The sequence below is a fragment of the Acidisarcina polymorpha genome (assembly GCF_003330725.1).
Taxonomy (GTDB): domain Bacteria; phylum Acidobacteriota; class Terriglobia; order Terriglobales; family Acidobacteriaceae; genus Acidisarcina; species Acidisarcina polymorpha.
Map to the genome: position 1 here is coordinate 900850 of NZ_CP030840.1, position 22985 is coordinate 923834.

Here is a 22985-nt window from a genome sequence, read left to right on the forward strand (position 1 = left end):
AAAGAGCATCTGGCCCTTAGGTTAGATCGCTTCATTCAGTCAGATGGCTCAGGAAGCCAGACGGCAACTGCTCCCGGTCGAGCACATGCGCGAGCAGTTTCCCCTGATTGAGGTGTCACCCTCCAGCTCCTGATGCGAACCGGTAAGGAAGCCGCGTAAGACTCATGAGAGCTGCTAGAACGCTCTCATTCAATATTTCTGGTGATTAACCTCAATATTGATTGAAACTGCGACAGGTTTTCCTAAGAGCTTCGCCGGTACAAAGTTATATTGCTGAACAGCCTTAATAGCATTTGCATCAAAGTCAGGCGCCAGCGGCTTTACGATATGAACTTCTTTAGGTATGCCGCTCGCATCCAATACCAAGCCTACGATGCACATTCCTTCAAACATCCCTTCAGTGTGGCGGCCTTCCGGAAATTGCGGATCGACTGATTTGATCACGGTTGGAGCGCTTACTCCGTTGCCAATTTTATAAACAGCAGGAGATGTCTCCGGCGAAGCCGCTCGTTGTGTGACCGGCTCGATGGCTACGGCCAGTGCCGCCCCCCACGCTGTTATAGCTCCCATGAAGATCATCGTCGCAGCTGTGAGGCCGTACGTCGCCCAAGGACTGAAGTTCCATGTTTTCGTTTTCACCACCATGACTCGCTTCTCCAAAATGTCAGCATCGAAAATTCCGATGACGTGTGAGGTCATAGCTCGCGAGTTTGTGCAAATCATCGTCGCGAGCCGCAGTAAAGACTCTGTGTAATCGAAAGGGGTGACAAGTCTTTTCGTGGCCAAGCTGTCACATACCATCTCGCGGATTTGTGCTATCCGTCTAAGAGGCCTTACTAGCCAAACAAAGCGATTGCATATAAAAAGGACGACGGTCAAAGGTTCACCGAGATGCCGCGCCAGCTATCTGGATCCACGTCTTCTAACGTCTCAATAAAGTCTCACCTGGGCCCGTAGAAGTCTTCGGCGTTCTACTGACGTTCACCATGAAAACTCTCGACAAAACGATGAACAGCTAAAAACCCGAATTACCCTTGCCGTGATCCGGGAAGGCGTCGGGTGGGACGGGTCAAGGTGGAAGGATTCGCGCCAAAATGTGCATCGCACCCCAGGTGCTTGTGCCCCGTGAGGACCTGACGAAGCCGATCGCATGCGGGCGACCCGTTACAACCCGGGTTCCAAGAAAACCTTCATTTCCAAAGACGAGTACGCGCGGGTGACGAGCGTCGATGGTTCCGACAACCGGCTCACCGTCGCGTGTCGATTTCGTTGCGATAGGGATAAGCATTTTCCTTGATGCGTGTCGCGAAGATGTACGGGTCGTCTATTTTGATTGACCAGAAGGGGTCCGTGTATGCAGAATGGGTGCGCCGTGCGGGACGACGCGGTAGCTGGCGCTAAACAGCCTGTGGGAATGGGATTAACTCCATCCTACGTCTAACTCGGTGCGATTGGGAGAAGTGACATGAAGACTCTGAGATATAAGTTTAGTGGAACGGTGGCCGCCCTGGCGTTGTCGTGCTTTTCCTGCGACGCCCGCGCCGACTTCACCTACACCGAAACAACCCAAATTACCGGCGGTTCGATGCTAGGCATGATGAAGATGGCCGGAACTTTGAGCAAACAGGCTCGTCAGGCGACCGATCCGGTCAGCGTGACAGTCGTCGTTCAGGGTAATCGGATGGCACGCATTGATCCAGAAAGAACGGAGATTATCGATTTGGATGCTGAGACCATAACGACTATTGATACCTCGAAGCGCAGATACATGGTGATGACTTTCGAGCAGCTGAAGCGGCAATTGGAAGAGGCCATGACGAAAACGAAGGATCAACAACAAAAGGCTGCTTCCTCGCCACCACCGACCTCCGACACTCAGGTCAGCTTCCGAGTGAATGTCCGCAACACGGGCGCTACGAAGGATGTTGTGGGTGTACGCTCTAACGAATCAATTCTTACGCTGGCGATGGACGCGACCGACAAGACCTCAGGACAGACAGGTTCGCTGGCGATCACTAACGACATGTGGTTAGCCCCGGAGATCCCCGGCTATGGCGAGGTGCGCGACTTTTACGCCCGTTACGCGGTCAAAATGGGCACCGTTTTCAACGAAACTCTCAATCCGGCGATGATGGCGCAATATAGCGGGGCGGGACAAGGACTACTGGAGATGGGCAAAGAAATGTCGAAGTTGAAGGGAACCCCGGTGCTTCAAGTGATGCGCATGGGAATGACAACAGATGGGAAGCCGCTGCCGGCAGCGTCTGAGGCTCCTCTGCCGCAATCAGACACTACGGCGATGCCCACGGCGGCAGATGTCGCAAAGCAATCCGCGTCGTCGGCGATCGCAAGCTCGCTGGGATTGGGAGGATTCGGTGGTTTTGGTCACAAAAAGAAGGCCGATCCGCCGCCCTCAGCCGCCTCCGACGATACAGCCGCAGCTCAGACGGCTTCGGTATTGGTGGAGTCTAGTACGCAGCTGTCCAGCTTTTCTGGGACGGCTGCGCCATCCAGCTTCCTCATACCCCCCGGCTTCAAACAAGAGGAATATAAGAAGTGATAGTGGCAGCTCAGGCGAAATCCTGATCAACTTTCACGCCCCCTAGCCGAATCTCGACGTGTATTCGCGTTCCACCCAACGCAGACACGGCTACTCCGACTACCGCAACCTAAGGTTTCCATCGGAATTCGGATGGTAAAGCACCTTCGAATAAGACTCCAGCCAAAATAAGACCGATGTGAGGGCCGCGGCCGCTACGATCAAGGGGCTCGAAGTAATGCGTATCATCCGGCGAAGGGATTGCCTCAACAGGCTGTCTGGCATATTCGCTGTCTCAACCTGATGGAGCGGGCAACGAGTGAGCCCGCACCGAGTGACTGCGACCTGTGGAGTTAGCAACAGTGCCGCCGCCGATTAGAAGGCTCATTTTAGCGTTGATGCCGCCGGGAACATCCGCCTGTGATTCCTGTTGACGCGGGCGGGGCGCGAATGGCATTCTTCTGCTGACTCGCCTGGGTGACGACTAACTTGTGTTAGTCAATCAATTATTGGATTGTTCCTCGATTTGCTTGCCCGCGGTCGGCAACTTCCACCTTCTTGGAAAATCATTGACGGAGAGCGGAATGTTGCGCTTTCCGCAGGATTCGGGCCTGTTTTAAGTTCGAGGAGCGTCTCATGCCGTCCTTTTTCCGATCAGCGATTTCTGCCATCCTTTGCATTGCGGGTACGACCGCCTTCGCCCAATGCAATACCAACGACACGACTGCCCCATGCTTCGCAAATGTGCCGGACATCCTGGGCGGCCGCCAGAGCGTGCTGCAGGACGACGATCTGGTAGTGAACGGAACCTTTATTAATCCCTCAATAAGCTTTCTCAATTCAGTTGCAGATGGCAGGATTGGTTACACGACGAACTCTCAAATTACGGGTAGCGCCCATACATTCACCGCGCCGGTTAAATTTGCCCAAACGAATGCGGCTTCGGTGAAGGGTCGAATGTTCAATTTGAAGAATGACCAGGTGGTGACGATCGTCGCCGCAGGAGTACCAGCGTTTCAAAGCGCGAATATAGTTGGTCTCCCTGGAGGAGTTGTACCCCAGCTGGGCCTGTTCGCCAATGCCTCGGGCGCAATCCCGAAGACACTTTATGGCGCATCGGGCCGGTTTATCGGCAACGGCTTCGACCAGATGGTCTTTGCCGCCGCGCAGCTCAATTCTCCCGTAAACCAGATTGTTTTGCAGGCCATAGGAGCCGCTAACCCGAACAACCCCTCTGCTGGAATTATTGCCGGAGCGGCGACAGCGCCGATCAACAATGGATCCGTCATCTATGCCATGACCTCCGGAATTTTCACCGATCCGCAGCCGGGGCAGGCCCCTCCGGCCGCGCAGATTGCCTTGCTCTCGGGCAATCCCGCGAACGGCGCCGGACTCACGCTCAGCCTTTTCAGCGTTACCGCGAATCTGAGCATCGCACCTGGCCCTACCTTGAATTTAAGCCTGCCGGGGAGTGACGGGACAGCCACGCTCCATGAAACTGCCATCGCTGCCGGCCGGTTCTTTGGCGGAAGCCACGACCAGCTTGTCGTGGCCTATGGGTCGACCAGCGGCGCCAATTCCAGCGGCAAGCCGGTCGAGTTGATCACCATCGACTTCAACTCGGCGGGGATCCCGGTGCAGAAATCTATCTACAACACTCAAGCTTATGTCCAACCGCTGGCAGTTAGATCGCCCGGGTATTCCGCTATTTATCTGCGGGCAGGCCGCTTCAACTGGTTCGGCAACTCCGAGCAAGTCGCTATGTCTACCTTTAGCTATTCATATAAAGGCAACACAGGTTTCTATGCCGGAACAGGACAAATTCAGGTCCTCTATCTGCAGCAGAATAGCCAGTCAAAGTGGGTTTTACAAAGCGGACCGCCGCTGAACACGAGTGGTGATACGTATCACTTCTCCATGGCCGCGGGGAGGTTTGACCAGATGCAAACCGACCCAACGAACCCGAACGCCACAGAACCCGATCCGAATTTGCAACTCGCCGACTTCACATCCTCCACGATCGATACCGAAGGCGATCAGGTGACCTTGCTGCAGATCTATAGCGTAGACCCTCAAACCTATACCATCAGCTCTGGAAATTCCGATCAGTTGTTCCTGAGCGATGTGCCCGTTTCGGTTAACGGTTATCTTTCGCTCACAGCCTCCTTGGTCGCCGCCGACATCCAGGGGCGCTCGGTCGCCATCGGACCGCCGGAGAAGGCGACCGTCACCGGGCACATTCAGCCGGATTTGATTCTCGGCCTTCCTCCTATGCATGTGGATTGGATCGCGCCGGCCGAGGGCAATTCGCCCAAGGTGCTCAATCTCTCGGTTTATCCCCAGTCGTTCAACACCGCGTACAGCTTTGAGGGTTCGTCCACGGCAAACGCGAGCCGCACCGGAACAACCAGCTACACGGCGGCCACGAAACGAACTATTGGCGGCAAGATTTCCTACGAGTATCCCGGTGCCGGGGGCATCTCCGTCGAGGCCAAAAAGACCTTCGAGCGGACGCACAAGAACGTCGTGGCCAAGAAGTTCAACACCTATAGCGGAGAGAGCACAGGTTTCTCCACCAAAACGATCTTCGACGATGTCGTGGCCGCCAGCTCGAGCCAAATGAACATCTACAGCTATCGCCTGATCGGGCAGTGCGCGCCGGCAGCCGGGGCCGCGGGGTCGGAAGGCTGCTCCGCCGGCACCCGGCCGCTCTATGTGCAGTTCTCCGGCCCCGACAATCTCGACTACATCAAAGCGGTGGAAGGCCGCAACGTTGAGTGGTACCAGCCCGTGCAGGAGCCCGGAAACCTGTTTTCCTACCCCGCCAATCTCCAGCAGTTGGAGGCTGATATCGCCGGGGGCGCCACCCTCGAGCCGCTCACGCCGACCAACAACATCTGGGACTCGCAAGTCTCGTCGAAGTTCTTCGTGAACTGGACGGAAGGGAACGGAAACGCGGTGAACAGCAGCTCCATCGCATCCCATTCGTTCGACTCGCAGGTGTCGGTCTCCGCCAACGCGGGGATCTTCGGCTTCGACGTGAGCGCCAACACGGGTTTCGGCTACAACACCAGCTCGTCTGTCCGCACCCTGAACCAGTCCGTCAGCTCCTTGCAGGCATCTTCGGGAGTGACGCTGAACCGGGGCGTCGGCGGCCAGGTTGCCAACGAAGCTGTTTACGACTACTCAGGCCAGTCCCTGATCTACGGGCAACGGCCGCCTCCAGGCACCATCCAGAGCGATATCCCGAACACCGCACCGGTGCAGGCGCCGGGCTACATCACCGCCGCCCACACCGCGGATATGCTGAGCCAGGGAATCGTCAACTCCGGCAACTTCTGGCCGCAAGCCTATGGATCGCAGCCCGACCTGGCGCTAAACCATCCTCAGCGCTGGACGCAACACGCGCCGTACGGAATCTACGCGCAGCAGGTCTGGTTTAACTGCCCGGTCGGGTTCACCTCCTCAGGTCCTTCGCCTTCGTGCACACCCAATGGTGAGTTGCCTGGGCCGGCCTCGATCGCCGACGCCTCGTTCTACTACATGAAGGGGCTCTTCGCGACCCCCGGCGGCGCGACAAATGGGCCTCAGATCACCTCCACGGCGCTCGGCCAGAAGGTGAACCTCCGCGCTCGGATTTACAACTACAGCTTGGCCAACTTTCCCGCCGGCACGATCACCCACGTTCAGTTCTACGCCCAGCCGTGGGACAGTCAGAATGGACAGTTCACCGGCCAGACTGGCGGGGATGGCTTTGCCCCGGCTATTTTCATCGGCGAAGGCACCGACTCCACCGGCAATCCGCTTGCCCCGGTCCCCGCATTTTGCGGCGGCGCGAGCGGCGGCGATCCCTGTCTCGACTCTACGGCGAGCAATTGGGAATTTGCCTACACTACCTGGGACACCAGCAAGGGGAACATCGCCCCGAACAGCACCTGGAAGTTTTGGGTCGTGGTTTGGGCGGAATACAATGGGGCCTTGGTGAGCGAGATCTCTGGTCACGGCTTAAAGTCCGCTCCCGCCATACCGTTCAACTCGCTGGCCGACGTGCCGATCGAGACTTACAGCAACAACCTCGGGTTCTACAATCAAGTCTTCACCGTACTTGGTGCGAACAACTCCGCAGGGGCGTCCAAGACGTCTCGGCTCACCGTTTCCAACCTGCGGCTGCGGTCGGGTTCGACGACGTTGCGCGATTTGCCGGTCACGATCACGGCTGACCACCGCTCCTCCGGCGGCGAATTTAAGTCGGTGCTGGCGCTTTATTACGACGGCGATCCGGAAAGCGAGGGCACATTGTTCGATACGCAGAATATCGACCGCGTCGCGTCCGACGGCCTCCTTGACACAGCCCGATTCACTCCTAAGACCTGCGGGGTCCATCGGATTTTCGTGAGGTCTGTCCCGCAAGATGGCTCGGCGCTAGCCGCCAGCGCCGAGACAACAATCGATGTGAGGATCGATGCCGCGCAGGCCATCCAGTCCGTAGACGACCTTAGTGCCTATCTCCTCAAACAGCATGTCTCCGAGGAATTGCGGTGCGATCTGAATCGCTACCTCGCGGACGCCCGACAGGACTTCAAGAACCATCGAGATGGGAAGGGTCGGCGCGACCTCGACCGGTTCAAGGAAGAGTTGCATAAGCACGGAAACGCTTTCGAGAAGACCGTTGCCGAAGCCATGCGAGAACAGGCGGAAGACATTCTTGGATGCATTCCGCCTTGCAGAGGGGACGACAGGGAGGAGGAACCTGCATTCTCTGGCGGGGGGAACTAAATAGATTCCTGTTTTGCCACAGCGTGAAAGCGACGCGTACCTCTTCAAACCGGGTAACGCCTATCGCGTCCTCCGCAGCACTTACACCGATACGCCGCTACCCAACGACGAACCCGTCGGAGAGAATCCTCTTGACGGCGCGGCGATCGACTATTACTTGCTGGAGTCGACCTCAGGTCCGATTACTTTGGAGATTCTCGATACGAACGGCAAGTTAGTCCGGAAGTACGCCAGCACTGACCCGCCCTACGCAAGTGAACAGCAGCTTGAGAAGCAGTTGATTCCTCTCTACTGAATCAAGATGCCGCAGACGCTGTGCGCCGGGGCGGGAATGAATCAGGGGCAGCGACTTCGAGCTCAACATCGGGCAAGACCTCTCGATCGGTTATCTCAGGCCGACACTGCCATGCGGCTTTATCTGCAGGAGACGTTCACCTTCCGCGTCCTGACTGGCGAAGCGTCGGTGGTGCATGCGCCTTCCGATCCGCCATTTGCTTAAACGGCGCTGCCAGATTCGCGCGGCTTCGTTATCAAAGGCGCTAATGAGTCGGTAATATCCCTTGCTCGATGGCCACCGTGGAAGCTTCCGTGCGGTCACAGACTTCCAGTTTGCCGATGATTCGATTGACGTGGTTGCGAACGGTAAATTTGCTGATGTCGAGCACCCGGCCAATGTCTTTGTTCGTGAGCCCCTTGGAGAGCAACTCTAAGATCTGCACCTCGCGAGCGCTCAATCCGTGACGCCCTTGGCGTTCCGAAAGGCGCTCCGCGATCCTCTGCGGAAAATGAGTGTTGCCGGCGTACACCGTTTTAATGGCGGCGATAATTTCATCTCTCGAAGTATCTTTGACTAAGTACCCCATGGCCCCCGCTTCGACTGCGCGGTAAATCTCTTCATCGAACTCAAAGTTGGAGAGGATAACGACCCGAGGCGGAGCAGCCAATTTCTTGAATGCCTGCAAGGTCTGGATCCCATCCATATGGGGCATGCGGAGATCGAGCAGGACCACATCCACCGGCTTGCTCTCAAGAAGCTCGAGCGCTTCGCGCCCACCGTGCACTGAGCCAACCACTTTAAGGCTTGACTGTTTGCGCAGCATGCTGTTGAGCCCGGCGCGCACGACCGGGTGATCGTCGACGATGAGCAGGCGAATGCCATTCTCGTGTGAGTTCTTTTCCGATGTGGTCATGTCTTTCCTATGACTTCGAGGTGTACTCTTGCCAAACTGTCGACAAAGTTCTTTTGGGAGGAGCCGACTCTAGTTGGACCGACGTCCCATTTCCCGGAGAACTACGAATCTCGAGCACAGCCCCGATACTCTCCGCGCGCTTTCCCATGCTGCGAATCCCGAAACCAGCCGAATCCTCGCCCACCGGAAATCCCCTGCCATTGTCTTCAACGAGCAGTCTCACCGTCGCTTGCTCGTAGGCGATGGCAATCGTGAGCGTCGTGGCGCCCGAGTGGCGAACGGCATTGGCGATCGCCTCCTGGCCGATGCGAAAAAAAGCGTCAACAACCCGCGGGGAGATTCCGCCTGGATTGCCCTTGCTGAAGGTCTGCACCTGCATCGATCCCCCATTGACGATCCTGCGAGCGGACTGGTCCAACGCCTCCAAAAGGCTTGAGTCCGCCAGCGCATTCGATCGTAACGCAGTGATGCTGCGCCTGGCTTCCTCATGGCTGGCTCGAACCAGATCGTTGGCAAGGTCGATATGCTCGCGAAGTTCCTCTTCATTGCCAACTTCATCGCGGATCGCCTGGAGCTGAAAACCAATTCCGGCAAAGCTTTGCGCGAGAGTGTCGTGCATATCGTGCGCCAGCCTTTCTCTTTCTTCGAAGACGGCGCGAAGCTTCATCTTGTTGACCCTGCTATGAATAGCCTGCGCTGCAAGCCCCACCAGCAGCAGCACGATGATACCGGCCACGATGTGACCGGTGCTCCACCACGGAGGTCCCTCCATTACCTGAATGTCATCGATTGCCGGCAGGATGACAGCGAAAGGAGTTTCGTTATGCGTATACGTGGGGTCGACCACGCAAATGCCATGAAGGCGCAATCGGCTTCCTTCCTGGAGCCTCCAAGGAAAGGAACCGCGCCCTCTACTGCCGACGATGACGCGAAAGTTTTCGCTGCCGCTTCTCATGGTCATGATGAGGCTGCGATTTGGCCCTTCCTGTTTCCGCTCGAGCACGCCCTCTATCTCGACAAAGACGGCGTCAAAGTTGCCGGTCGCCGCCTGAGAAGCAGTCACTACCACTGCAGGAACCGGAGAATGAGACCATAGAATACGAATGCTCTTATCTTTCAGAACGGAGCTGAAGTCGCCCAGCACCAGATCGCCGCTGGCCTCGACTTCATCCCCGATCTCAAGCGGCAAGCGCTGATCGTTGCGCGAGATTGCAAGGCCGCCGGTGGAATCCTGAATGAAGAGCACCGGGGTTGTAAGAGTCACAATCCCGCGAACGGTGACCTGCGTGCGTTTGTTCGGAGCAAGAAGGCGAAGGTTGTTGATCGGCACCGCGTGCGAATCAAAACGAGGATTCTGCATCGAGCGATAGATTGGATCAAGGTTGCGGGCAAGAGAATCATAAGCAGCACCACCGACGACGTCTGCCGGGTGGCCAATCGGCGGGGCGTCGGGGCCGATCATTGCTATCTCATCCGTACGGCTGGCGGGGCGAATTTGCACATTGCGCCACAAAGCGCCGGTTGCGTAAGACTTGAGCCCAAACCTCCCCGATTGCAGACAGTTCCGATTTCGTATAGCCGTGGTCGTCGTCTCTCCGGAGGGCGAGGTTGCAGTGGCTACAAAATCGCATTCGTATGCGAGAAATTTCAGGTGATACCACGTCTGGGTGTTGACCCTCGGATTGATTGGCACTACGCGGTACTCTCGCCAGCCAAAATCGGCGCGGCCAAGAATGAGCGAGTCATCCAGGGTGCGCAAGCCGGCGAAGTATCCGTTGTAAGCGTCGACTCCTTCTTCTTCATTCCTCGCTCGAAGGATGAGGCCCGCATCGCCGAACTGGCCCAATAGCTGGATATCCGCTTCGACAGAATAATTCCTCCAATCCGCCGACCCTGTCATGAGCTTGGCTCCGCGCTCGTCCGAGTTATTGCGCATGGCGCCATCGACCGCCTCCCATGTGCCACCGTAGGCGGTCCACTCATCTCTCTTGTCCAACGACGCGAAATGAATTGGAGGCGAATCCGGATGAGCGGAATTGAAGAACCACCAGAGCGCTAAAGCCGGCACCACGACAAGCGCCACCCCGATCGCGATGCGGAGGAGTATGCCTCTCTGCGCTGTGGAGGCACTACTCATTGCCTTGCCACCAGTGAGCTGTGAAAATCTGATGCATTGCATCGGAGTCGATATTGTCGCGGGTCAGTAACTCAGGTTCGACAAGCGTCTTCTCTGAAATAGTCTCCCCGCGCAGTCTGCGGTAAATCTGCTCCATTGCAAGCCGTCCTATCTTGTAGCTATTTTGGACGATCACCGAATCAAGTCCGCCGTTTCGGATGGGCGGCACCAAATCCTGGTCGAAGCCGATCAGCTTGATCGCTACAGTCTGCTTAAACTCGACCAAAGCGTAATAAGCTCCGCGAGTGGCATCGGCAGAGAGCGCGACGATTGCACTGGGGGTGATTCCACTTTGCAAAAGCTCCTCGGCGACTTCCTGCTCCTGGGCGACGCCGGCCTGTCCCAACCGCCGGGCTACTACGTTGATGTGGGGAAATTCAGAAGCCAGGGTCTCTTCGAAGCTTCTCTCGCGAAGTGTGAGACTCCACAGCTTGGGATCGAGACCGAGGACCGCAACGGACCCTTCTCCTCCTAATATCTCTCCCAGTCGGCGTGCCGCAAGCTGGCCACCTGAAACCTCATCATTCAGAACGTAGGACAAATTGTGGTCCGGCTCGATGCCCAGTTCGGTTCCGACGACGACGATCGGTATATGTTTCGCAAGCACCTGCTGGACCGGCGTTCGCAGTGCCAAGGTTTCATCAGGCGCAAGCACGATGCCGCGGTAGCGCTTCCTTACGATCCTCTCCAGCAGCCCAATCTGCTTCTGTACATCGTTCGAAAGCGTGGGAGCGTTCCAGTAGACGGTCATCCCATGAGCGCGCGCTACCTCTTCCGCACCGGCGTGCGCCGGCTCCCACAGGGCGGTGCCGCACGCGCGCGGGATCACAGCGACTGTCGGCGGGGCAGGCTTACAGGACGACAAAATGAGGAGGAGAGAGCCCGCGATCGCCACACCGGCGCGCCGGAAAACTACGGAACCCATCGCCAAACTAATTTCTCCACGCTCATCAGTATTGACAAGAACTGAAATGTGAGCGGATTTTGATTCTCTCCCAGGTTCATCTCCCGCATAGTACACCTGCTCTTAGGACCTTGGCTTACCGATGAGACCCATTGTCATCCGCAATTGCAGGACACTCGAAGCGGTCTGAGGAGAGTCTCCGTTGGACGGGGACGCGTTAGTACGGGGGGACGCATTGGTACATATGACCCATTGCACGTCGTATCTGAGCGAGCATACGGTTCATGGTGCTCGGAGTTGCCAGCGATTTCCCTGCACTACCGGGTCTGGCGAGTAAACCTTTTCTCAGAGTTCATTGCCAGCATGACCGAGGCGACGAGTTTCATATTCATTCGCCATTGAAAGACCTTTTGGTTGGGGGGTATTTATGAAAGTCAATCTGTTGCGCGTAGTTGTTGGGCTCGTGCTGGTAGCGGGAGCCTTCTCCAGTTCTCTCGCCCAGTTTAGCGGCAGTATCACGGGCGAGGTCACCGACCCAAGTGGCTCAGTCGTTCCGGGCGCTAAGCTCACCCTGACCAAGACGGATACCGGCGAGGTACACACGGCGACATCGAGTTCCGCCGGCATCTATCAATTCGTCAGCCTTGCGCCGGGACCATACCGGCTCGACACCGAGGCGAGCGGCTTTGCCGCTTCACAAAGTTCGTTTTCTCTGCAGACGGGCCAGACACTGAACGTGCCCGTGAAGCTGACGGTCGGCACCGCGACGCAATCGATCGAGGTGACCACGCAGACGCCGATCCTGGATACGGCCGACACCCGATTACAGGAGACACTGTCGACGCAGACGCTTTCGAGCCTCCCCCTGGCGGGCAGAAACATGGTGTCGCTCGTCACCCTGGTGCCGGGGGTGACCGGTCTCGGAGTGACGTCCAACGGCAGCCCCGGGTCTGGCCGCGACAACTACTCGACTGAAACGCAAGTCGATGCAAGCGCCAATGGGCAGGGCGCGGTTGGCAATATGTATGTGGTCGATGGCCTCGACGTCACAAGTTCGATTCGCGCCGGCGTCTTGAACATGACTCCGAACCCCGACTCCATCCAGGAGACCAGCATCCAGACCAACACCTACAACGTCGATTATGGACGGGCAAGCTCGATCCAGATGACGATGACGACCAAGTCGGGCACCAATCAGTACCACGGGAACGTCAGCGACTACTTCACCTACCAGAATTGGCTCGCCAGGACGGAGTTCACCCAGAACTATCCGCCCTTTCACAGCAACAATATCTCGGCAACCATCGGCGGTCCGATCTTCCCCAGGAAGAATTGGGGATATTTCTTCTTCGCCATCGAACCGCTGCGCGCTTCCGCGGCTGTGACCAATAGCACAACCTTCGAGGACCCTGCCTTTACCGCCTTTGCCAAGACAAACTTTCCTGGAACCATCGGTACGCAGATCCTCACCAACTATCCCGTAAGCCGTGTATCGAATATCACGGTGAGTTCCACGGCGTCGAACCTCTTCCCGACCACCTGCGGCACTGCCGCGACGAGCTTCCTTCCCTGCGGGACGCCGATGGTCGATACCGGCAACTTCTCGTCCAGCTCGTATCGCAACGGCATGCAATACAACATTCGCGCCGACAAGGATTTCGCCAACGACCGTCTCTACGGAAACTTCTATCGGACGACGCTCAACAGCAACGGCATCAATCCGCGCATTGCGTTCGATACCACCAACACCTACTCTCAATATGCCTTACAGATCAACGAAACCCACACCTTCAATCCAACTACGCTGAATGAAGCGGCCTTCGCGGTGATGAGGGTGGAGGGCATTCAACCGGCTACAGGGCTATTTACTGTTCCGGTAGTGAACGTGACCAGCATCGGCGCCAACTTTGGCGCGGGATTTGCGCAAGGCGACTTCATCCAGCATAACTACCACTGGCGCGATGTGCTGACCCATACCGTCAAGTCGCACGTCATCAAGGCCGGGTATGAAGGTCTCTTCGCGGATGACGTTGAGGTCTTCAACGGTCCTTACGATCAGCCGACATTCCAGTTCAACAGCCTGCTCGACCTCGCGCAGGATAACGTTTACACCGAAACGGGTCTGGCCTACGACCCGCTGGCCGGGGCGCGTTCTCAATACAACTGGAACGCCGCGGGAATCACCAACGGACTCTTCGTCGAAGATACCTGGAAGATCTCCTCGCGGCTGACGGCCAACTTTGGCCTGCGCTGGGACGATTTCGGCAATCCATACTCCCGCAGCCCAACCACCGCCTTCTCGAACTTTTACATCGGCGCCGGCCAGACGCAGCAAGAGCAGATCGCGAACGGCGTGCTGATCCGGCATAATCACGCGCTCAACCGGGCCATCACCGATGTATTCAGTCCGCGTGGCGGCATCGCGTGGGATGTGACTGGCGATGGAAAATGGCTGGTGAAGGGTGGAGCAGGGTTCTTCCACAACTGGCCGACGCTGGCGAATCTACAGGAAGAGTATCGCGGCAACCCACCCGGAGACATCTTCCCCACCTTCTATTCCACGACCGGCCCTGCGCCAATCTTCGGATTCGGTACTTCGAATACAAAGCCGTATAATTTCCCCGCTCCTTCAATCGGTGCTTACACGCTAAACGAGAAGGGCGGCATCAATGGACTGCAGTTCAACATCGGGGCCATCAACCCGAACCTGGTTTCCCCGGTAACCTACACTTATTCCGCCGCGCTCGAGAGGGCTCTGGGTTCGCATTACACCGCCGGCATCGCCTACTCCGGCGCCAACGGCAGAAGCCTGCTTTCTGGCGGCGGCCAGGTCTATAACGTAAGTTACGGTCAGGACATCAACTCCTTGCAAGGCGACCTGATCCAGAACCAAAGGACCAGCCCCACTCGTCTGAATACGAGCTTTGGGCAGGTGCAGTACACGAATAACGATCGAGTCTCAAACTACAACGCGCTGATCCTGTCCGCGCGCGCTCGCTATTCAAAGGCGTTCTTCAACGTCTCATACACCCACTCGGTATCGAAAGACGATACCCAGGTGTACCCCAGCTATATCGATGTCCACCAATGGTATGGGCCCTCTATCTGGGACGTTCCCAACCGCTTCTCCGGAGTCGGCAACTATGAATTTCCGGGATATAACCACGGTGAGGGAATTCTCGGGCGAGTGGCTACCGGCTGGCAGCTCAGTGGGACCGTTATCCTGCAATCGGGAACACCGTTCAACGTGTCCACCAATGCCCCATTCGCACCCAACGCCACCTTCACTGGATACGCTTCCGGAAGCGGCGACTACAACGCGGATGGTGACAACAACGATTACCCGGATGTGGCAAGCTACCATTACAGCACCAGCCGGCAGAGCTATCGTCACGGGTTATTTGCCGCAGGCCAATTTCCCCAGCCCGCCTATGGATCTGAGGGCAACGAAAAATACAACTCGTTCCGGGAACCGGGATTTGCCCAATGGGACGCGGCGGTGCTGAAGGATACCCCAATCAACGAGCGGGTAAGGTTCCAATTCCGCTTTGAGTTTTACAACCTGTTCAATCGCGCCAATCTGAATGCCGTTGACACCAACCTGCCCGACGGAAACTTCGGTCAGGCTACCGGTCAATACACTCCGAGATACTTCCAGATCGGGGGTAACCTCATCTTTTGATCACAAGCCGGCCCAGCGCCGCGGCATAGCCTCGGCGCTGGGCCGCTTCGAGGCAGTACCATTTCTAGAAAAAGGGGTTGAGTTTGGCGAAGTACATTCTCGCGAGCATCATGACCGGATTCTTATCAGCTGGAGTCGCAGTCCTCGGCCAGATCGCGCCTTCCAACGACGCTGCGGCGATCCAGGCGCTGCAAAGCGGGCAGTTTGAGAAAGCGATCGAGATGGCTGATGCTGCCCTCACCCAAGACGCCCACGACTGCCGTATGTTGACCATCCGTGCGCTGGCGTTGAGAAACTCGGGAAAACGAGCGGAGGGTCTTCAATCTTTCAAGCTAGCTACATCCGTCTGCCCTTCATTTCTCCCAGCATTGAAAGGCCTCGCCGAGACGCAATATGCCGAGCACTCATCCGACGCCCCAGCCACATTGGAGAGGATACTCGAGCTCGACCCCGACAACGAGACGAGCCACGCGATGCTGGCAGTGCTCTATGCCCGATCGGGAGATTGCTCCGCCGCAATCTCTCATTTTTCTAAGGCGCAGAAACTGGTCGCTTCGAACCCTGCCGCAATGAGCCAGTTTGGAAGCTGCCTGATTGCGACCGGAGATAGCGAGCGCGCAAAGCCGATCTTAGAGACCGTGCTGGAAAAGAGGAACTCGCGAGGAGACCGCCTCTTGTACGCCTATGCGTGTTGGCAGGCGAAAGACTATACGGCGGCCTCGGCTGCACTTAATCCCCTGCTTCAAAGCCCCACGCCCGACCCGGAAGCGATGAGCCTTGCCGCTCGCATCGCCGAGTCCTCCGGAGATACTCCCCGGGCGGTCGCCCTTTTGCAGCAGGCCATCACGGCAAAGCCGGACGATGCCCAAAACTATCTCATCTTCGCGGAAATATCTTTCAACCACGCATCCTACAAAGTAGGTGTGGACATGCTGAACGCTGGACTGCAGAGGCTGCCGCAGAATGCGCGGCTCTACGTGGCGCGAGGTGTTCTTGAGGTTCAGCAGGGCGCCTTGGAAGATGCGATGACCGACTTTCGCAAGGCCCATCAGCTCGATCCAAGCCAATCGCTTGCCGGAGATGCCATCGGTATCATGCTCGATCAGCGCCATCAAACGGCTGACTCACTCGCCGCCTACGCGCAGCAAGCGAGGGCGCATCCCGATGACGCTCTCGTGCAGTACCTCTATGCCGAAGCGCTCAGCCAGTCGAGCGCGGAAGGCTCGGTGCCGAACGACACCGCCGCCCTCGCGGCCGCGCGCCGTGCCGTCAAGCTGGAGCCCGACTATCAGCCGGCACTCGATCTGCTCTGCCAGCTCGAGTTTCGCGCCGGCAACATTAATGCTTCTTTGGAGATCGCGCAGAAAGCAATTGCGCGTAACCCCGAAGACGAGACCGCAATCTACCAGGAGATGATGGCCTACCGGCGCCTCGGTAAGAAGCACGAGGTGGATGAGCTGGTCGCCAAAATGAAGCAGGTCAAGGAACATCAACGAGACGCGAGAACGAACTACCAGCTCCAGGAAGTTACCAGCCCGGAGTAGAACCATCAGCATTCACGCCGCAGCCAATGCGACGTCGAACGAAATGCCCAGGAGTTTGAAGATGAAAACCTCATTCACGAGCGTCAGCCGCCGCAAGTTCCTCGCCGGAACCAGCGGCTTGGCGATAGGAACGATGCTTGGTAGTTCGGCCACGCGTGCTATGGCTGCCGTTCTCGATGACCCGCAAGCCACCCAGCTCGCTTCCGCACAGTGGAAAGACAAAGCCCCATTCGATCTTTCCAAATCACCATATGCCAAGCTGAAGCCGGTGCCGGTCAGTGCGGTCGTGATCCAGGAAGGCTTCTGGTCGAAACGCCGCGCGACCAATATCAACTCCAGCATTCCGAGCATGCATGTCGAGCTGATCCAGCATGGCCGCATGGATAACTTTCTTCGCCTCGAAGGCAAATCCGACGCGCCGCAGCGTGGCCCGGTCTACTCCGATTCCGATATGTACAAGTGGATCGAGGCAGTCGGTTTTGTGCTGCAGTCAGGAGATCAGCCGAAGCTTCGCGAGATTGCACACACTGACATCAAGGAGATTGTCGCCGCCCAGGAGCCTAGCGGTTATCTGAATACATACTTCGTGCAGGCCAATGCCAAAGACCGCATGCAATGGCAGATCCAGACCACGGGCCATGAACTCTACTGCCTCGGTCATATGCTGCAAGGGGCGATTGCCTATTACCGCGCCACCGGCGATCCAACTCTGCTCGAAGCCGGCATGCGCATGGTCGACAACTTCCTGCTGCCAAACTATGGACCCGGCAAGAACCAGAAGCCGATCGTCGCGGGTCATCCCGAGATCGAGATGTCACTGATCGAGCTCTACCGTACAACGGGAAATCAAAAATACCTTGACCTGGCTGGATACATTCTTCAAGGCGACACCCGCGAGCCGCTCACGCCGAGGCAGATAACCTATATGTACTGCGGCATTCCCTTCACCTCGCGAACCAGGCTCGAGGGACACGCGGTGCGCGCGATGTATGCCTGCTGCGGAGCGACAGACTACTACCTCGAGACCGGCGACCCAGCCTACCTGAAGACGCTCGAAGCGCTCTCGGTAGATTTGGTCGAGCATCAACTGTATGTCAACGGCGGCGTTGGAGCACGAAGTGAAGGTGAGGCCTTCGGCGATGCCTATGAGCTGCCCAACGCGCGCGCCTACGGCGAAAGCTGCGCCGCTATTGGAAACATGATGTGGAATGCCAGGATGCTCGCCGGGACTGGCAAGGCCATCCACGCCGACGTGATCGAGCGCGCGCTCTACAACGGCATCAACTCCGGCATGTCCCTCGACGGCACCACCTACTGCTACCGCAATCCGCTCGCTTATGATCCGGTGGCCGATGCCGGCGACCGTCACACCCCGAGCGGAAAGATTCGCAACCCATGGTATGACACGACCTGCTGCCCGCCGAACCTTGAACGCACCTTCGCGAGCCTGCCGGCTTACTTCTTCAGCACCGCGCCTGACGGCATCTACGTTCACCTCTACGACAACTCCGAACTGCGCTGGAAGCTCGACAGCGGTAACGCGATCTCGATCACACAGACCACGCGCTATCCGTGGGAGGGCAATGTGGCCATGCGCGTCTCACCGGCACATCCGGAAGAGTTCACGCTCCACACTCGCATCCCCGCATGGAGCCGGCACACTACCGTGAAGGTCAACGGCAAACCAACAGGCACTCCGGCTGCAGGTGAATATCTCGCGCTGCGCCGCACCTGGGCCGCCAACGACCAGGTCGAGATCGCCTTCGATATGACGACGCAAGTCGTTCACGCCAACCCCGCCGTTGCCGACGACACCGGCCGCATTACTTTACAGCGCGGCCCGATCATCTTCTGCATGGAACAACTCGATCAGGCCGAGCAGGCGCCGGAGAGGTTTCCGTTCATGACGGCAAAGCTTGCAGCTGAAACCACTTCAAAGTACGAGCCAAATCTGCTCGACGGGGTCGTGAGCCTCGAGCATCCCGGAACCATCGAGGAATCCAGCTCGGCTTCAGCGCTCTACAGCACCGGCCCGGTGAAGAGGACTACGAGCAACACGTCGTTCAAACTGATTCCTTATTACGCGTGGGCCAACCGCGCGCCGTCGTCCATGCAGGTGTGGATACCCTATGTCGAAAGCTAAACTCGGGGCGGTTTGCGCCGCCCTGAAGTCTTGGAGAAAATTCTAAGTGAAAAGATCTCGCAGGCAGTTTCTGAAAGCCGGAGCGGCGGCAGGCTCCGCCGCAGTTCTCAGTCGCACCGTTCGTTCTTTCGCTCAACTACCGGCAAAGGACGTGGTGGCGCCGGAGATCTCGCAGTTCGACTACGCCGACGTTCAGTTGCTCGACGGCCCGATGCTCACGCAGTTCAATCAGAACCATGCCTTCTTCCTCGCGCTCGATGACGATCGCCTGCTGAAGCCCTTTCGTCAGAAGGCCGGACTGCCCGCGCCGGGCGAAGACATGGGCGGCTGGTATAACTTTTCGCCCGACTTCGATCCACCAAAGAACATGACCGGTTATATTCCCGGCCATACCTTCGGGCAGTATCTCTCCGGACTCTCGCGTGCCTACGCCGTCACCGGTTCCAAGCCGACGCAGGAGAAGGTGCAGCGCCTGGTGCGCGGTTTTTCAGAAGCTGTCACGCCCAAATTTTATGAGGGCTATTGCCTTCCCGCTTACACTTTCGACAAGATGAATTGCGGTCTGATCGACGCGCATGAATTTGCCGGTGACCCGCAAGCCCTCGCAGTGCTGAATCACGCCACGGATGCAGTGCTGCCGTTTCTGCCGGACCGGGCGCTGAACCGGGCAGAGCAAGCTGCGAGGCCGCATCCGAACATTGCTTGGACGTGGGACGAGACTTATACATTGCCAGAAAATCTTTACCTCGCCTATAAGCGAGGCGCCGGAGACCGTTACCGCGATCTCGCAGCGCGTTATCTGCAGGACCGCGACTACTTCGATCCACTCTCGCGGGGGGAAAACGTACTTCCCGGCCAGCACGCCTACAGTCATGTGAATGCGCTCTGCTCTGCCTTTCAGTGCTACCTCACGACAGGAAGCGAAAAGCACTTACACGCCGCGCGGAATGGCTTTGACTTTGTACTGACCACGCAGAGCTTCGCGACCGGCGGCTGGGGCCCGGATGAGACCTTCCGCAAACCGGACAGCGGCGATTTGGGCGCAAGCCTCACTAAGACCCATTCGAGCTTTGAGACGCCCTGCGGCGCCTACGGCCACTTCAAGATTTCTCGCTACTTGTTGCGCTCCTCCGGTGACAGCCGCTACGGCGACAGCATGGAGAGGGTGCTTTATAACACCATTCTTGGCGCACTGCCGATTCAGGAGGATGGGCAAAGCTTCTACTACTCCGACTACAACGACTCCGGCAGCAAATTCTTCCACCAGGATAAGTGGCCATGCTGCTCCGGGACGTTTCCGCAGATCACCGCCGACTACGGCATCAGCTCCTACTTCCGCAGTTCGCGAGCTGTCTATGTGAACCTTTATGTGCCATCGAAGCTCAGCTGGAAACAGGGTGGAGCGAACTGCGTTCTCACCCAGCAAACCCAGTATCCACTGATACCCGAGACGAGCATGGATCTGAAACTGGATCGGCCCGAAACCTTTGCGATGATGCTGCGCATCCCCGCGTGGGCCGGCCCGAAAACGCGCGTGATGGTGAACGGAAAAGCCGTGCAAGCCGGACTAGAACCAGGAAAGTTCATGGCTGTCTCGCGTACCTGGAAGAGCGGAGACCGCATCGAGATCCAGTTCGACATGCCCACGCGGCTGGAGGCCGTCGATCCTCAACACCCGAACACCGTGGCCCTTGTGCATGGGCCGCTGGTGCTCTTCGCGCGGACGGATGCTCCGCTGAAATCGACGCGCGCCGAGATGCTGGCCGTACAACAACGATCGCCGGGGTCAGATATTTGGACGGTAGGTGAGACTCAATTCAGCCCCTTCTCGTCTATCGGGCGGGAGAAATATCGTCTCTATCACGACATCTCCTGAGAACTGCGCCGTTAAACTTGCCGCTTATTTCGATGATCGGCTAAAGGAAGGCGGAAGGTTCTCGAGCTACTTCTTGCGAACGCTGTGCGATCAGAGTAAATGAAGGATGCGAGAACTACGGAGAATTCCATGAAGAGCATCGACTCCCTGGAAGTTTGGTTCGTCACCGGGAGCCAGCATCTGTATGGCCCAGGCCCCTTAGGCGTCGTCGCCGAAAACTCAAAGCAGATCGCCAGCTCTCTCGACGGGGAGAGCGCTATCCCGGTAAAAGTAGTTGCGAAGCCCGTCATGGTCTCCGCCGATGCGATCCGCGATCTCTGCCTTAAGGCGAATGCAAATAAGTCGTGTCTCGGGCTCATTCTGTGGATGCACACCTTTTCGCCGGCCAAGATGTGGATCGTGGGTTTGACCTCGCTGAGAAAACCTTTTCTCCATCTGCACACCCAGTTCAATCGCGAACTGCCCTACAGCACCATCGACATGGATTTCATGAACCTCAATCAGGCAGCCCACGGCGACCGCGAGTTCGGGTTTATCACCGCACGGCTTCGGCTACCCCGCAAAATAGTCGTAGGTTTTTGGAGAGATTCAGAAGTGGTCGAGGAGATTGCGACCTGGACACGTGCTGCTCTCGGCTGGCAGGAATCGCAAAACCTTAAGGTGGCTCGCTTCGGCGACAACATGCGCAATGTCGCCGTAACTGAAGGCGACAAAGTCGAAGCTCAGAAAGTTTTTGGGTACACGGTCTCTGGCTACGGAATCGGAGACCTGACCGACCGCATGGCGCAGTTTTCTGAAGACGAAGTAGCAGCTCTCGTTGAGGAGTACCGCGATAGCTACTCAATCTCAACAGAACACGACCGCGCCGACCCCCTCGCAGTCGCCGCCCGCATCGAACTCGGGCTGCGCGCCTTCCTCGAAGAGGGCGGCTTTGGCGCATTTACCGACACGTTCGAAGACCTTCACGGAATGGGCCACTTGCCTGGCATCGCAGCACAACGGCTGATGGCCTTGGGCTATGGCTTCGGCGGCGAGGGCGATTGGAAGACTGCCGCGCTGGTGCGCATCATGAAGGTCATGGCGACCGGCCTGCCCCAGGGCACTTCGTTTATGGAGGACTACACCTACGACTTCGCCGGAACCCCGAAGATCCTCGGCTCTCACATGCTGGAGATCTGCCCATCGATCGCTAACGCCAAGCCCTCGCTTGAGGTTCACCCGTTGGGCATCGGCGGGAAAGCCGACCCCGTCCGCCTCGTCTTTACCGCCCCCGCAGGGCCAGCCATCGTCGCATCCATCGTCGATATGGGCTCGCGTTTTCGCATGATCGTGAACGAAGTGGATGTGGTCACTCCCGATCAACCGCTTCCCAAGTTGCCCGTCGCCCGCGCGATCTGGCACCCGAAGCCAAATCTCAAGATCGCCACGGCAGCCTGGATCTACGCCGGAGGCGCTCACCATACCGGCTTCAGCCAGGCGCTCACCATCGAACACATGGCGGACTTCGCTGAGATCGCGGGTATCGAATTGATTCGAATCGATGCCGACACACGCATTCCGCAACTTCGTCGCGAGCTTCACTGGAGCGACGCAGCTTACAGGGTCAGCTAGATAAACCGTTCGTTCGTCGCCGTGTATCAGCGACGTCATACCAAGATTATCCAATGATCACTCGCCGCCGAAATCTCCGGCAAGTACCCGAACGGGGTGCGAGGCATCGCTGTCGCTCGCTCCAAGCCATGGTAACGACTGGTTGACCCATGTCTATGACCAGGAGGCAAATGTATTTATTGACGTCGGGTCTGTTCATACTCTTTGTAGGAATTGGTCTTACGGCCCGCACCCAAACCGTAGCGCCTGCTCAAGAGCCGGGACCAGCTACCAAAGCTGCCGAAACAGAATCGATCGATCCTGATAAGTGCGGCCGATGCCACGCAAGCGAGGTCGCCGGATATGGGCTTACGACTATGTCGCACTCGATGCAGAAAGCGGGCAAAGAGCCGAGTGGAAAAGTGCAAACACCCAGCGCAACCATAACGGTATCATTGCACGCTGGCACTACCTGGCAGCAATTGATCGAAGGAGAGGATAAGTCCAGATACTCTTTGTCCTACGTTATCGGCTCAGGATCTCATGCTTCTGGATATCTCATTGA

The 22985-nt window shown here is 57.5% G+C and carries 13 protein-coding genes; 9 read left to right on the forward strand and 4 right to left on the reverse strand.

Annotated elements, in window-relative coordinates; genetic code table 11:
- Positions 1 to 189: 189 nt before the first annotated feature.
- Positions 190 to 645, reverse strand: a complete 456-nt coding sequence (locus ACPOL_RS04000; protein WP_161557197.1) for an energy transducer TonB — start codon at positions 643 to 645, stop codon at positions 190 to 192.
- Positions 646 to 1465: 820 nt separating this feature from the next.
- Between ACPOL_RS04000 and ACPOL_RS04010 the strand changes: the two genes are divergently transcribed.
- From ACPOL_RS04010 to ACPOL_RS04025, 4 genes are all read left to right on the forward strand, one after another.
- Positions 1466 to 2560: a hypothetical protein gene (locus ACPOL_RS04010; protein WP_236657221.1), complete on the forward strand. Its 1095-nt coding sequence runs from the start codon at positions 1466 to 1468 to the stop codon at positions 2558 to 2560.
- Positions 2561 to 3175: 615 nt separating this feature from the next.
- On the forward strand, positions 3176 to 7315 hold the full coding sequence (locus ACPOL_RS04015; RefSeq protein WP_114205922.1) for a hypothetical protein: 4140 nt from the start codon (positions 3176 to 3178) through the stop codon (positions 7313 to 7315).
- A 13-nt stretch (positions 7316 to 7328) separates the two neighbouring features.
- Positions 7329 to 7610 (forward strand): hypothetical protein, encoded by a 282-nt coding sequence (locus tag ACPOL_RS04020; RefSeq protein WP_114205923.1) that lies wholly within the window; start codon positions 7329 to 7331, stop codon positions 7608 to 7610.
- Positions 7611 to 7616: 6 nt separating this feature from the next.
- Positions 7617 to 7814, forward strand: a complete 198-nt coding sequence (locus tag ACPOL_RS04025; protein ID WP_236657222.1) for a hypothetical protein — start codon at positions 7617 to 7619, stop codon at positions 7812 to 7814.
- A gap of 40 nt (positions 7815 to 7854) precedes the next feature.
- Here ACPOL_RS04025 and ACPOL_RS04030 read toward each other — a convergent pair whose 3' ends face one another.
- The 3 genes from ACPOL_RS04030 to ACPOL_RS04040 are packed head-to-tail and all read right to left on the reverse strand — an operon-like array spanning position 7855 to position 11606.
- Positions 7855 to 8505, reverse strand: a complete 651-nt coding sequence (locus ACPOL_RS04030) for a response regulator (RefSeq protein WP_114205924.1) — start codon at positions 8503 to 8505, stop codon at positions 7855 to 7857.
- A 7-nt stretch (positions 8506 to 8512) separates the two neighbouring features.
- Positions 8513 to 10642, reverse strand: coding sequence for a histidine kinase (locus ACPOL_RS04035; RefSeq protein WP_161557198.1), 2130 nt, complete (start codon positions 10640 to 10642; stop codon positions 8513 to 8515).
- A complete protein-coding gene (locus tag ACPOL_RS04040) occupies positions 10635 to 11606 on the reverse strand; it encodes a substrate-binding domain-containing protein (protein ID WP_114205926.1) in 972 nt (323 codons plus the stop codon). The genes ACPOL_RS04035 and ACPOL_RS04040 overlap by 8 nt, the downstream gene beginning before the upstream one ends.
- Before the next feature lie 406 nt (positions 11607 to 12012).
- On the opposite strand from ACPOL_RS04040, the gene ACPOL_RS04045 reads away from it, so the two are divergent.
- The 5 genes from ACPOL_RS04045 to araA all read left to right on the forward strand — a co-directional run bounded on the left by ACPOL_RS04045 (position 12013) and on the right by araA (position 22441).
- Entirely contained in the window at positions 12013 to 15267 is a 3255-nt protein-coding gene (locus ACPOL_RS04045; protein WP_114205927.1) for a TonB-dependent receptor, read from the forward strand.
- 77 nt (positions 15268 to 15344) lie between these two features.
- Positions 15345 to 16811 (forward strand): tetratricopeptide repeat protein, encoded by a 1467-nt coding sequence (locus ACPOL_RS04050; protein ID WP_114205928.1) that lies wholly within the window; start codon positions 15345 to 15347, stop codon positions 16809 to 16811.
- 61 nt (positions 16812 to 16872) lie between these two features.
- Positions 16873 to 18954: a glycoside hydrolase family 127 protein gene (locus ACPOL_RS04055; protein WP_161557199.1), complete on the forward strand. Its 2082-nt coding sequence runs from the start codon at positions 16873 to 16875 to the stop codon at positions 18952 to 18954.
- Positions 18955 to 19000: 46 nt separating this feature from the next.
- The gene (locus tag ACPOL_RS04060) at positions 19001 to 20830 is read left to right on the forward strand and encodes a beta-L-arabinofuranosidase domain-containing protein (protein WP_114205930.1); all 1830 of its coding nucleotides are present in this window, start codon (positions 19001 to 19003) and stop codon (positions 20828 to 20830) included.
- A gap of 129 nt (positions 20831 to 20959) precedes the next feature.
- The gene (gene araA, locus ACPOL_RS04065; protein ID WP_114205931.1) at positions 20960 to 22441 is read left to right on the forward strand and encodes an L-arabinose isomerase; all 1482 of its coding nucleotides are present in this window, start codon (positions 20960 to 20962) and stop codon (positions 22439 to 22441) included.
- Positions 22442 to 22985 lie beyond the last annotated feature (544 nt).

What these genes read in the sequence shown, in the direction of transcription:
- ACPOL_RS04000 (WP_161557197.1), bottom strand. Translation starts at nt 645, where the DNA reads ATGGTGGTGAAAACGAAAACATGGAACTTCAGTCCTTGGGCGACGTAC.
- ACPOL_RS04010 (WP_236657221.1), top strand. Translation starts at nt 1,466, where the DNA reads ATGAAGACTCTGAGATATAAGTTTAGTGGAACGGTGGCCGCCCTGGCG.
- ACPOL_RS04015 (WP_114205922.1), top strand. Translation starts at nt 3,176, where the DNA reads ATGCCGTCCTTTTTCCGATCAGCGATTTCTGCCATCCTTTGCATTGCG.
- ACPOL_RS04025 (WP_236657222.1), top strand. Translation starts at nt 7,617, where the DNA reads ATGCCGCAGACGCTGTGCGCCGGGGCGGGAATGAATCAGGGGCAGCGA.
- ACPOL_RS04030 (WP_114205924.1), bottom strand. Translation starts at nt 8,505, where the DNA reads ATGACCACATCGGAAAAGAACTCACACGAGAATGGCATTCGCCTGCTC.
- ACPOL_RS04035 (WP_161557198.1), bottom strand. Translation starts at nt 10,642, where the DNA reads ATGAGTAGTGCCTCCACAGCGCAGAGAGGCATACTCCTCCGCATCGCG.
- ACPOL_RS04040 (WP_114205926.1), bottom strand. Translation starts at nt 11,606, where the DNA reads ATGGGTTCCGTAGTTTTCCGGCGCGCCGGTGTGGCGATCGCGGGCTCT.
- ACPOL_RS04045 (WP_114205927.1), top strand. Translation starts at nt 12,013, where the DNA reads ATGAAAGTCAATCTGTTGCGCGTAGTTGTTGGGCTCGTGCTGGTAGCG.
- ACPOL_RS04055 (WP_161557199.1), top strand. Translation starts at nt 16,873, where the DNA reads ATGAAAACCTCATTCACGAGCGTCAGCCGCCGCAAGTTCCTCGCCGGA.
- araA (WP_114205931.1), top strand. Translation starts at nt 20,960, where the DNA reads ATGAAGAGCATCGACTCCCTGGAAGTTTGGTTCGTCACCGGGAGCCAG.